Source organism: Dactylosporangium cerinum, from assembly GCF_042653625.1.
Lineage (GTDB): Bacteria > Actinomycetota > Actinomycetes > Mycobacteriales > Micromonosporaceae > Dactylosporangium > Dactylosporangium cerinum.
Genome location: NZ_JBHSIU010000041.1, coordinates 346,227 through 357,613 on the forward strand (window position 1 = coordinate 346,227; position 11,387 = coordinate 357,613).

Annotated in this window: 12 protein-coding genes; 2 read left to right on the plus strand and 10 right to left on the minus strand. The window is 72.6% G+C overall.

From position 1 onward, the window contains the following. Positions 1-198 precede the first annotated feature (198 nt). The 4 genes from ACFPIJ_RS30595 to ACFPIJ_RS30610 are packed head-to-tail and all read right to left on the minus strand — an operon-like array spanning position 199 to position 4,341. A complete protein-coding gene (locus ACFPIJ_RS30595) occupies positions 199-1,011 on the minus strand; it encodes a class I SAM-dependent methyltransferase (protein WP_380119993.1) in 813 nt (270 codons plus the stop codon). Positions 1,012-1,025: 14 nt separating this feature from the next. Continuing rightward, positions 1,026-1,670, minus strand: a complete 645-nt coding sequence (locus ACFPIJ_RS30600) for a response regulator (protein ID WP_380119995.1) — start codon at positions 1,668-1,670, stop codon at positions 1,026-1,028. Between the two features lie 2 nt (positions 1,671-1,672). Further along, positions 1,673-3,724 (minus strand): sensor histidine kinase, encoded by a 2,052-nt coding sequence (locus ACFPIJ_RS30605; protein ID WP_380119997.1) that lies wholly within the window; start codon positions 3,722-3,724, stop codon positions 1,673-1,675. After that, the gene (locus ACFPIJ_RS30610; protein WP_380119999.1) at positions 3,721-4,341 is read right to left on the minus strand and encodes a hypothetical protein; all 621 of its coding nucleotides are present in this window, start codon (positions 4,339-4,341) and stop codon (positions 3,721-3,723) included. Before ACFPIJ_RS30610 ends, ACFPIJ_RS30605 begins: the two co-directional genes overlap by 4 nt. Positions 4,342-4,468: 127 nt before the next feature. Here ACFPIJ_RS30610 and ACFPIJ_RS30615 point away from each other — a divergent pair, with 127 nt between their 5' ends. Both ACFPIJ_RS30615 and ACFPIJ_RS30620 read left to right on the plus strand, forming a co-directional pair. Further along, positions 4,469-4,945, plus strand: coding sequence for a VOC family protein (locus ACFPIJ_RS30615; RefSeq protein ID WP_380120001.1), 477 nt, complete (start codon positions 4,469-4,471; stop codon positions 4,943-4,945). A gap of 33 nt (positions 4,946-4,978) precedes the next feature. After that, positions 4,979-5,581, plus strand: a complete 603-nt coding sequence (locus tag ACFPIJ_RS30620; RefSeq protein ID WP_380120003.1) for a gamma carbonic anhydrase family protein — start codon at positions 4,979-4,981, stop codon at positions 5,579-5,581. Positions 5,582-5,590: 9 nt separating this feature from the next. Here ACFPIJ_RS30620 and ACFPIJ_RS30625 read toward each other — a convergent pair whose 3' ends face one another. The 6 genes from ACFPIJ_RS30625 to ACFPIJ_RS30650 all read right to left on the minus strand — a co-directional run bounded on the left by ACFPIJ_RS30625 (position 5,591) and on the right by ACFPIJ_RS30650 (position 11,271). Further along, on the minus strand, positions 5,591-6,358 hold the full coding sequence (locus ACFPIJ_RS30625; protein ID WP_380120005.1) for a class I SAM-dependent methyltransferase: 768 nt from the start codon (positions 6,356-6,358) through the stop codon (positions 5,591-5,593). Positions 6,359-6,429: 71 nt separating this feature from the next. After that, positions 6,430-7,299 (minus strand): M23 family metallopeptidase, encoded by an 870-nt coding sequence (locus tag ACFPIJ_RS30630; RefSeq protein ID WP_380120007.1) that lies wholly within the window; start codon positions 7,297-7,299, stop codon positions 6,430-6,432. Between the two features lie 97 nt (positions 7,300-7,396). Next, a complete protein-coding gene (locus ACFPIJ_RS30635) occupies positions 7,397-8,668 on the minus strand; it encodes a sialidase family protein (RefSeq protein WP_380120009.1) in 1,272 nt (423 codons plus the stop codon). Then, positions 8,665-9,219 (minus strand): SigE family RNA polymerase sigma factor, encoded by a 555-nt coding sequence (locus ACFPIJ_RS30640; protein WP_380120011.1) that lies wholly within the window; start codon positions 9,217-9,219, stop codon positions 8,665-8,667. The genes ACFPIJ_RS30635 and ACFPIJ_RS30640 overlap by 4 nt, the downstream gene beginning before the upstream one ends. A gap of 66 nt (positions 9,220-9,285) precedes the next feature. Then, the gene (locus tag ACFPIJ_RS30645; RefSeq protein ID WP_380120013.1) at positions 9,286-10,020 is read right to left on the minus strand and encodes a dienelactone hydrolase family protein; all 735 of its coding nucleotides are present in this window, start codon (positions 10,018-10,020) and stop codon (positions 9,286-9,288) included. 24 nt (positions 10,021-10,044) lie between these two features. Continuing rightward, entirely contained in the window at positions 10,045-11,271 is a 1,227-nt protein-coding gene (locus ACFPIJ_RS30650) for a glycosyltransferase (protein ID WP_380120015.1), read from the minus strand. Positions 11,272-11,387 lie beyond the last annotated feature (116 nt).

An 11,387-nucleotide genomic window follows, 5' to 3' on the forward strand; every position in this document is an offset into this window, starting at 1 on the left:
AGTGCTGTGCCGCATCAGTGGGATGGCTGGATGCGTGGGCGGTGGGCCTGCCCGATGGTGATGGTCCTCGTTGCTGCTTGCCCGGTGGTGTGATGCGCTACCGGCGTGGCCGGCGAAGCGGACGGAGCGACGGAGCACTCGCGGCTGATCCCGTCGCTGGCTTGCCGGTGAGGTCGTCAACAACCATGTCGGGATCATTCAGGGCTTGCGTGCGCGGAGGGAATAGGTCAGCGGATAGCGCGGCGCGGCGGCAGGGTGCCGGTAGATCTCCCCGGGATCCCGCTGCAGCGACTGCCGTTGCAGGTAGAAGGTGTGGTCGTGCTCGTGCAGGAACTCGATGCACAGTCCCGCGGCCGCGATCGCGGAGACCACGGATCCGAGCATGTGTTCCCACTCGATCGTCACGTTGTGCTCGGTCACGGCCGTCTCGTCGGCATACGTGCCGGACCCGCCGGAGAGGTGCGGGCCCTCGTCGAAGTAGTCATGGGTGACGGTCCGGCCCGTCTGGTCGTCGAGGATGAAGCTGAACGGATGGAACTCGGCGAGGTACAGGAATCCGCCGTGGTCGAGCAGCTCCGCGACGAGCCCCGCCCAGCGCGGCAGGTCCGGTAGCCAGTTCAGCGCGCCGAAGCCGGTGTAGACGATGTCGAACGTCTGGCCCGCCATGGCCGCGACCGCGTGGTAGACGTCTGCCGTGACGAACCGCGCGTCGAGGTGCAGCTCGGCCGCCAGACCCGTGGCCGCCTCGATGGCCGCGGGCGAGAAGTCCAGCCCCACCGCACGCGCCCCGCGCGCCGCCCACGACAGTGTGTCCAGTCCGAAGTGGCACTGCAGGTGGAGCAGTCGCTTGCCGGTGACGTCCCCGACCTCGACCTTCTCGAAGTCCTTGAGCGAATCGCGTCCGTCGCGGAACCCCGCCACGTCGTAGAACGGCCCGCGGAGATGAACATGCACCCGTTCGTCCCAGGAAGCCTGGTTCAGCTCGCGCCATCGCCCGGTCTGATCGTCCATGGCCCGTACCCTCCTCACAACCCGGCTGCGCGGGCCTTGTCGATTGCCTCGGCCCGGGTCTCGACGCCGAGCTTGGCGAAGATCGTCGAGATGTAGTTGCGCACCGTTTTCGGGCTGACGCCGAGCCGGTCGGTGATCGCGGTGTTGGTCAGACCGGCCGCGACCAGCTCGAGGATCTCGTGTTCGCGGACGGTGAGGGTGGCCAGGACCCCCGGGGTACGAATGGGCCGGGCCGGTGCCGACACCTGCTGGGCGAGGTGCTGGGCGGCGGCCGAACTGAAGATGGCGTCTCCGGCCGCGGCCGCGTGCACGGCGCGCAGCATCTCGTCCCGATCGGCGCCCTTGACGAGATAGCCGCGGGCGCCCGCGCGGACGGCGGCCAGCACCGAGGCGCTGTCGTCGAACATGGTCACCACCAGGATCGCGACCTCGGGTCTCCGCTGCAGGATGCGGCGGGTCGCCTCGACCCCGTTGAGCTGCGGCATCGTCAGATCCATGACGACGACGTCCGGGCCCAGCTCGACCGCCTGCCGGACGGCGTCGGCCCCGTCGCTGGCCTCGCCGACGATCTCGACCGCCGGATCGGAGGAGAGTGCGGCCCGCAGCCCGTAGCGGAACATGGGATGGTCGTCGGCCAGCAGCACGCGGATGACGGACATGGTCACTCCGATCGCACCGGCAGCCGGGCGGTGACGACGGTGCCGCCACCGGTGGCGGCACCGATGTGCAGCGTCCCGCCGAGTTCCTCGGCGCGCTCGCGCATCGACAGGGTGCCGACGCCGGGACGCACGCCGGCCGGCAGGCCGGCACCGTCGTCGATGATCTGGAGACACAACGCGTCGCCGTCGACGGTGACCCGCAGGCGGACGGTCGCCGCGCCGGCATGCCTGGCGACGTTGGTCAGCGCCTCGTGCACGATCCGGAACGCGGCGACCTCCACCGCGGCGGGCAGCCCGGGAAGGTCGTCGACGGTCACGTCCAGACCGAACGTGCGGTGCTGCTCGGCGGCGTGCTCAAGCGCGGCGGCCAGGCCGAGTTCGTCGAGGACGGGCGGGCGCAGCTCGCGGGCCAGCCGCCGGACCTCCTGCAACGCCTGCTGGCTCTGCGTCTTGAGCTCGCCGAGGATCATGTCGGCGGTCGCCGGGTCGCTGCCGATCATCGACCGGGCGGCGTCGATGGTCAGCGCCTGGCTGCCGAGTGCCGAACCGAGGGAGTCGTGCAGGTCGCGGCGGATCCTGCGGCGCTCCTCCTCCCGGGCGGCGACCAGCTTCTCCCGGGCCCGCTGCAGGTCGGCGGCCAGCCGCCGGGTCCGGGCCGACTCCCGGGCGGCGGACAGGGCGGCGCCACAGTGGTCGGCCAGGTCGGCGATCAGCCGCCGGTCCAGGCGGTCGAGCGGGCCGGCGATCTCCAGCCGACCCAGTTGGCTGCCCTGATAGGTCAGGTCGACGGATTCCAGCTCGGCGGTGGACGTCCCGATGGAGGCGGTCAGCTCGCCGTCGAGGTGGATCGCCACGTAGGGAGCGTTGAGCGCCCGGCCGACGGCGTCCACAATGGCCGGCGCGACCTGATCCGGTTCGACGATCTCCGTCATGCGGCGGCCCAGCCGCGACAGCACACCGTACGGGTCGCCCCGTTCGCCATGGACGACCCGGCCGACCGCCTGCTGCACGCGTTCGCGGACGGGGTTGAAGACGACGGCCACGATCCCGGCCGCCAGCAACGGGCCCGCGATGGTCCGGTCGGTCGGCCACAGGGCGCCCACCCCGGCCACGACGACGGCGTACACGCTGACGACGAACCCGGTCAGGATGACGAACAGCAGCGTGCGACTGATGACGGCGTCGACGTCGAACAACCGGTGCCGCACGATCGCGACCGCGATCGCGGCCGGGAGCAGCGCCGCCATCACGTAACTGACCAGCATCAGGAAGACGTACACGGCCAGGCCCCGGGAACTGGTCTCGTTCTGGATCCGCAGCAACGGCGTGGTCGCGTACGCGATCGTCAGCGCGAACCGCAGCGCGACCGCGAACATCACCAGCTTGGTCTGGCGTCGTTCCTGCGGTCCGGAGACGCGTGCGTAGCGGTAGATCTGGGCGACCGCGCAGCTGCCGAACAGCACCAACAGGATCACCGCCTCGGCCGGGCTGCCCGCCAACGCGGGCACGGCGACCGACGCGACCAGGTACGCCGCCCAGCCGGCCGCGAACCAGCGGCCCCACCGCGGCACGAACCGGCCGTCGGGGAACACGTAGGCGAGCTGGAACAGGCCGATCCAGGCCAGCCCCTGCAGCAGCCCGGCCGGGTCGGCCAGGGCCGGAACGAGACTGCCGATGACGTAGGGGACGCCGCCGCCCGCGACCGCGAACAGGACCAGCACGAAGGCGAGGTACAGCCGCATCCACGACAGCCGCCCGCGCAGCACGAACCCGGCGGCGACCACGCTGACCGCGGTCAGCATCAGCTCCAGCAGCAGGAAGTAGCCGACGTACCAGCGTTGCGGCAGTGCCCAGCCGCCGAGCACGTCGCGCAGCTGACCGGCCGACCAGCCCTCCGGCGCGACCCAGGCAGGGGACGCCTCGTCGGCGTGGTGGCCCCAGACGATCAGCCCCGCGACGAACCCGGCCAGCAGCAGCCCGATCGCCGTCAGCACGGCGGCCCGGCCCAGGCGCAGCGCGCGCCCGGCCGAGCCGATCGTGGCCTCGGAGCTCATGCCGTGGAGGCTACCGGCTGGACTGTTGCGGTCACCGGACGGCGCACCAGGCCGATCCCGATCGCCAGCCAGAAGAACCCGACGACCAGCGGAGGGAACGCCCCGCCCAGAGCGAGGTCCGCCAGCAGGATGACGCCCGCGATGATCGCCACCACCAGTCCGGTGCGTCGCAGGACGCCCGTCCGGCGCAGCCCCACGCCGGTCAGGACGACGGCGGCCAGCGCGGCCCAGATGGAGATGATGCTCAGCCACAGCGACGGGCCCCACAGCGAGTTGTCGGAGAGCTTCGCCGTCGTGGACCCGGCCATCGACAGGGCCAGCACGAGGTTCCCGGTGATCGCGACCGCCGAGACGCCGGATGCGATCCGGGTCGCGACGGTCAGGCCGGGAGAGGTCGCGACCATCGCCATCCCGGCCGCTCCCGCCAGCACCGCCAGCGCGTACAGGATGGCGATGGCGACCCACTGCAGGCGGACGTCGGCCAGGACGCCCGGCGTGAAGTCGGCGGAGTTGTTGTAGCCGGTCTGCGCCAGCGTCGCCATGGCCAGGACGAACCAGGCCAGGAAGGGGACCAGGGCCAGCACGAGCAGGCGGCCGGTTGCTTTCGGATCGCGCATCATGAACTCCTCGGTCGGTTTGGTTTCACTGCCACGATCCCGAGCCCGATGTCCCAGGCGGTAGGGGCGAGAAGTCCCGGCCGCGACCGACCTCCAGGCGGCCGGCCGGGATGCGAGGATCCCGGCCATGAGCATCGGCATCGAGCGAATCCTGCAGGTCAAGATCCCGGTCACCGACCTGCGGCGCAGCGTCGCCTGGTACATCCGGGTGCTCGACCTGCGGCTGAGTTGGGAGTTCGTCGAGGAGGGCGTCGTCCGCGGCGCGGTGCTCACCGACGAACACGAACGATTCCTGATCGGACTGCGGGACCGGGCGGTGGTCTCCGGGCAGCCGGAGTTCCCCGGCTTCGACCTGTTCAGCTTCGGCGTCGCGGCGGTGACGGTCCTCGAAGACCTGGTGCGCCGCTTCGACGACCTCGACGTCGAGCACGGACCGCTCATCGATCGCGGGCCCGGCGGCGGCGTGCAACTCGACCTGCCCGACCCGGACGGCACCGTCATCCGATTCCTGTCACCGTTCGGGGCACACCCGCCGTTCGCCGGGGTCGAATTCCACGCCGACGGACCACCGTCCTTCTACGACACCCCCCGGCTCACGGCCTGACGACGATCGCCGGGCTGCGGCATCATCGACCCCATGCTGATTGAGCACGAGGGCTGTTCCCCGACCGTTGACCCCACCGCCTACGTCGCGCCGACGGCGACCCTCAGTGGGGATGTCCGGGTGGGGCCGGGCTGCCGCGTCCTGTTCGGCGCCGTGCTCACCGCCGAGGGCGGCCCGGTCGAGATCGGCGAGGACTGCATCATCATGGAGAACGCCGTCCTGCGCGGCACCCGCCGCGACCCCCTGCGACTGGGCCGCCAGGTCCTGGTCGGACCCACCTCCTGCCTGACCGGCTGCCAGGTGGACGACGAGGTGTTCCTGGCCACCGGCAGCCGCGTGTTCAACGGCGCCAGCATCGGCACCCGCAGCGAGATCCGCATCAACGGCCTCGTCCACCTCCGCACGGTGCTGCCACCCGACTCCATGGTGCCCATCGGCTGGGTAGCGGTCGGCGATCCGCTCCGCATCCTCCCCGCCGAGGACCATGACGGCATCTGGGCCGCGCAGCGGGAGCTGGACTTCCCCGGCTACGTCTTCGGCCTGGACCGCCCGGCCGACGGCGAGAGTCTCATGCCGGGGATCGCCGAACGGTACGGCCGCGCCCTGGGCCGCCACCGCAACGACCGGCAGGTCTGACGCGGGTGCTCAGCGCGCGGCGGTGATCAGCACCGTGTGCTTGCCGACGCGGTAGCTGCCGTCAGCGTCGATCCGCGCCTGGACGAGATCCCGAGCGGCCGATCGTTGCTGCGGCGTGAGCGGGTCGTCCGCCAGGCTGTCGAGGTAGGCGAGGATCGGCTCGGCGGTGGGGATGTCGAGGTCGCAGTGGTAGCGCTCGACGGTGACGGCGGTGAAGGAGCGGGCCACGTAGGTGGGCCCGGCCTGAGCGGTGAAGTCGTTCTGCGTGGCGGCGAGCGCAAGCTCCGGGCGGCCGATGGCGGGTCCGATGACGTTGAGTTCGTCGAGGTGGTCGCTGCCGTTGGTGGCGATGGCGAGCCGCCCACCGGGACGGAGCACCCGGGCGAACTCGCGGAGCGCGGCGCCGGGGTCGTCGAGGTGGTAGAGCATGTGATTGGCGATGACGGTGTCGAAGCTGCCGTCGGGAAACGGCAGGTCGGTCGCGTCGCACTGCTGGACCCGGGCGCCGGGGACCGTGCGCAGCTGTGCACACATGGCCGGCGAGAAGTCGGTCAGGGTGAGGCTGAGCCCGCGTCCGACGTGATCGACGTGGGTCCACAGCTTGCCGGTGCCGGCACCGACTTCGAGGACGTCGCCCGCGAGGGGAAGCCGTTCGTCCAGCCAGGAGAACCAGTCCTGCGCGTTCGTGCCGTAGGCGTGCAGCGCGATGCGGGCGGTGAGGTTGCCGGTCGTGGTCGCGTACTGGCTGACGGCATGCGTTGACGGCGTGACGGTCATCGACCGATGGTAATCGCCGCTGCGCCTCGTCGAGCCCCTCCGCCGTGATCACCGCGACGTCGTCATGCCCTTCAGGCGACGGGGGCGCCGGCGGTGCGCATGAAGGGGACCGGGTCGATCGCGTTGAGGCGGGTGGCGGGGCGGCCGAAGTGGACCTCGAAGTGCAGGTGCGGGCCGGACGAGTTGCCGGACGTGCCGACGGAGCCGATGGTCTGCCCCGCCGTCACCTGCTGGCCGACCGTGACGTCGGGGCGGCGGATCATATGGCAGTACCGGGTGGTGATGTCGCCGGCGTGGTGGATCTCGACGTACCAGCCGCAGCCCTTGATGCCGGGTGAGCCGTCGACGTCGCAGGACGGGCCGGAGGTGTTGCACACGACGGTGATGACGGTGCCGGCGGCGGTGGCACGGATCGGGGTCTCGCGGGCGGCCATGATGTCGATGCCGTCGTGGGTGGGGCGGGAGACGGTGCGGAAGCCGCTGGTGCCCTTGCCCGGCACCGGGGCGACCCAGGTGCCGACGGCCACGGCGCCGGTCGGCGGCACGATCACGGGTGTGGGCGTGGGCGACAGCGGCACCGTCGGGGACGGGGTCGGCGTGACCACCGGGGTGGGGCAGGACGGCGGGGCCTTGCGGCGGCTCACGTACGCGTCGGACACGTGGCCGCCGCCGGCGAGCCGGTCCCACCGGTCGGTGGTGCGAACCTTGCCCTTGGTCCTCGGGCCGGCCACCGAGCACACCAGGGCGAGCTTCGCCCCGTTGCGCAGCAAGCCGACGGCGGCCGAGGCGGCCGTCGGCGCGGCGCGGACGGTGAGCTTCATCTTGCCCGAGGAGACGGTGCCGGGCAGCGGCGCGGGTGCGGCGGTCGCCGCCGGTGCGAGCAGGGCCAGCCCGGCGCTGCTCGCGACCGCCAGCCCGAGAATCGTGAGACGCCGACGCATGGGTACCGCCAAGGGGGACGGGGCCGGGCCGTCTCCCCGCCGTGTCCCCCCAGGCGGCGCGGCCCCGGGTCCTTCCCGGGTGCCGCGCGGGTGCCGTTCAGGAGGGGCCCACCTGGTGCCGGGTCCAGTGCAGGCCGTCCGGCGAGGTGTAGACCGCCGTGCGGTCGAAGGCGGTGTAGACCCCGGGCGCGGCGACCTGGACCGGCTGCCCCATCTGGTCGACGTGCTCCAGGCCGGTCGTCGGCGCCGGTTTCGTGAAGGCGCCGGAGGTGCCGGCGTACCACTCGGCCGGGTTGTCGATCACGGTCTGCACAACGAGGGTGCCGTCGGCGGTGACGAACGCGCGCTCGCCGTGTTGCAGCCACGGCGGCTCGTGCCCGCGCTCGCCGCGCTGCCAGGTGAGGCCGCCGTCGGCGCTGCGGTAGACGAGCAGCCGGTTCTTGCCGTCGTTGCCGACGACCGTGACGACGGCGTAGACGGTGGTGCCGTCCAGCGTGGCGATGCCGACCTGCTGGTTGTTGACCCCGGTCGGATAGTCGGCCTCGTCCTTGCCGAACACGTGCGTGGACCAGGTCCGGCCGTTGTCGCGGCTGACCGCGGCCCCGGTGTACCTGCCCTGCTGGACGTATCCGGAGACCCACAGCCCGGTGCCCGGCGGCGTCGGGTTGACCGCGATCGGGGTGAGGTTCGGCGGCTGGGCCGCCAGTTTCCGCTGCGTGCCGGTCTGCCGGTCGACCCCGTACATGGCGCACCGCATGACGCCCGAGTTGTCCTCGCGGCACGTCGGCCAGCCGCCGGCCGGCACCGCCGGGATGGTGCCCGACGCCGCCTTCGAGTCCTTCCAGGTGCGCCCGCCGTCGGCGCTGATGCGGTACGCGACGCTGGTCGGGCTGGTGGTGACGAAGGCGCCGAGCACACCCGGCGCTGGTGTCTGCAGCCCGCTGGCGATGCCCCGTTTCCGCTCGGTCCAGGTCCTGCCGCCGTCCTCGGAGCCGTAGAGGACGCTCACGCACGATTCCTCGTCCTTGGTGGCGCAGCGCAGCTGGACCGCGTAGAGGTGGCCGGCGTCGGTGGCGAGTGCCTGCTCCACGCGGCCGTCGAAGGAGTAGGGCCGGTCGGCCGCCGGTGTCGGTGTCGCGGAGCCGCTGACCGCCGGCGTGGGCGCGGCGCGGTCCTTGCCGTCGGCGGTGACGAGCGCCGCCACGACCGCCACGACGGCCGCCGTGCAACCGGCCACCGCCGCGGAGACCAGGCGGTTGCGGACCCGGCGCCGGTGCAGCGCGGTCGCGTACAGGGCTTTGCCGCTGATCGGGATCGTGGGTGCCGGGCTCGCCACGGCGTCGTCGAACCGTTCACGCAGGGAAGTCACGAGCGTCCCTCCATCATCGCCGCCGGCCGCTGTTCGAAGTCGTCGCCGAGCAACTGTTTCAACCGGGCCAGCCCACGGGCCGTGTGGCTCTTCACCGTGCCCTCCGAGCACCGCAGCGCCTCGGCCGTCGCGGCGATGTCGAGGTCGTGGTAGTAGCGGCAGACGAGCGCCGCCCGCTGCCGTGGCGGCAGCTGGCCCAGCGCCGCCGTGAACGCCGTGCGCTGCGCCGACTGCTCGACGGTGTCCGGGCCGGCCGTGGTGTCCGGGACCTCGGCGTGCGACGCCTCCCGGCGCCGCCAGGCCCGGCGGGTCTCGGACAGGTAGCACCGCATCAGGCAGGTCCGGACGTACGCGTCCAGCGCACCACGGTCGCGTACCTTGCGCCAGCTCACGGCCAGCCGCATGAACGCGACCTGGGTCAGGTCGTCGGCCCAGTGCCAGTCGCCGCACAGCAGGTAGGCGGTGCGACGGACCACGTCACGTCGCGCCGCATAGAACTCACTGAACTGCTCCTGGTCATCCGAAGGGTCCTCCGACGTATCACTCGGCATCTGCGCCTCCTCGCCGGATAGGTGCACACCGGCGGCCCGCCGGGTTTACCCGCGCAACGAAAAACTTCAGCGCGCCGTGAAGAAGGACACCGCCTCGGTCAGCGCGAGGTCGGTGAGCACCGGGTCGTGCCGGGCACCGACGTCACGCATGAAGGCGTGCTCGCCACCGGCGTACACGTGCAGCTCGAGGTCCTCCAGGCCGGCGGCGTACAGGGCGGACAGGATCTCGACGCGGGCGGCGGCGGGGACGTGCGGGTCCTGCGAACCGAAGACGATCATGAGCCGGCCGCCGATCGAGGCGGCGAGCGCGAGGGAGCCGGCGTCGGCGTCGGCACCCAGGGCGCCGTTGTGCAGGCCGGTCGGGTAGAAGCACACGGTCGCCTCGACCCGCGGGTCGAGGGCGGCCCGGAACGCCAGGTGCCCGCCGATGCAGAAGCCCGTCGCGAACAGGGTGGTGGTGTCGGCCCGCAGCGCCAGGAAGTCCAGCACCGCCACCCGGTCGGCGTCGAACTGGGCGGTGGTGGTGGCCGCGGCACCGGCGAGGCCTGCCCGCTTGCCGTCGTCGTCGAACTCCAGCGCGACGCCGGCGAGATCGCCGTGCGGGTAGATCTCCGGGACGCAGACGACGAACCCGGCGGAGGCGAGCCGCCGGGCGGTGCGCAGGGTCGACTCGGTCAGCTGGAAGATGTCGGTGTACAGCAGCACGCCCGGCAACGGGTCGTCCCCGACGGGACGCAGCACCACGGATCGGATCGCACCACCGGGTGCCGGCACCAGCACCTCGTCCTCACGCAACTTCATGCCCAGTGACATTACGGGTCCCGGTCACCGCCGGGCCGCGAGACGCAGGGCAAGGACGCGGCGCTGCTCCGGGGTGAGCCGGCGGGGGCCCGCCGACAGCAGTTCCTCGAGGGTGGCGGCGGCGCGGTCCGGGGCGGCGTCCTCGGGCTCGTCGAGCAGCCCGGCCATCCGCGCGCCGTAGCCGGTGTCTGCCGCGGCGGCCTCCAGGTGCGCCGCGACCGCCTGCGGCGCCCAGTCCGGCTCCGGGACCCAGCGGGCGGCTCCGCGGGCGGCCAGCCGCGCGGCGTTGTCGGGGCGGTCGGCGCCGTACGCCATGATGACCTGTGGCGTGCCGGTGCGCATGGCCCGCACCGCGGTGCCGATGCCGCCGTGGTGCAGGATCGCGGCGACCTGCGGCAGCACCGCCGGGAACGGCAGCCGTGGCTGCCAGTCCACATCGGACGGCAGCCGGGCCGGCAGCAGGGCCCGGGCGGGCGCGACGACCAGCGCGGGCCGCCCGGTGGCCGCGACGGCGTCCAGGGCGACCGGGTAGAAGCGCGGGTGCAGCAGCTGGCCGGTGCCGCCGGTGACCAGCAGCGGACGGCCGGCAACGGGCCATGGTTGCGACGGAGCCGGGTCGCCCGTGACGAAGCCGGTCAGGGTCACGCCGGCGGCCGCGCGCGGGCCGGACGCGTCGAACCACGCCGGCCACAGGCCGAGCACGGCACGGGGGGAGTGCAGCCAGCCGCCCCAGTCCCCCACCGGCGGCAGGCCGAGGCCGGCCCGGACGGCGTCGATGCCGGGGGCGAGCCCGGCCCGGACGTGCGCGGCGGCGACCGGCGCGACGAGCAGCTGGACCGGTGCGACCGCGACCCAGGCGGCGGGCGCGGCGAGCAGGTCCGCGGCGACGAGCACGGACAGCGCCGACGTGTGCCGCCCGACCAGTACGGTCCGGCCGGGCCGGTGCCGCTCCGCGATGAGGTCGACCTCGCGGCGCAGCTGGGCGAACAGGCCCTCCCGCTCGTAGTAGTCGCGCAGTTCGTGCGGCCGCCGGGCGGCGAGGAGGTCGGGCGTGCGGCGCTGGCCGGCCTCGTACTGCGCGACGGTGTCGACGGCGGCGAAGCCCAGCCCGGCGGCGCGGGCCGGGTCGGCGTAGGGCGCGTGGCTGATGAGTGTCACGGCATGCCCGCGGGCGGCGAGGGCGGCGCCGATGCGGACGAACGGCAGGACGTCGCCGGCGGTGCCGTGCGTGACGAACAGGAACTCCCCCATCGGCGCAGTATGGCCGCACCCACCGAGCGTGATCAATGCCCATACGACGGAGAATCACGTACCGTAACCATTGATGATCAAAGATGCGTCAATTTCGGCTGTAAGTCCGTTTTATG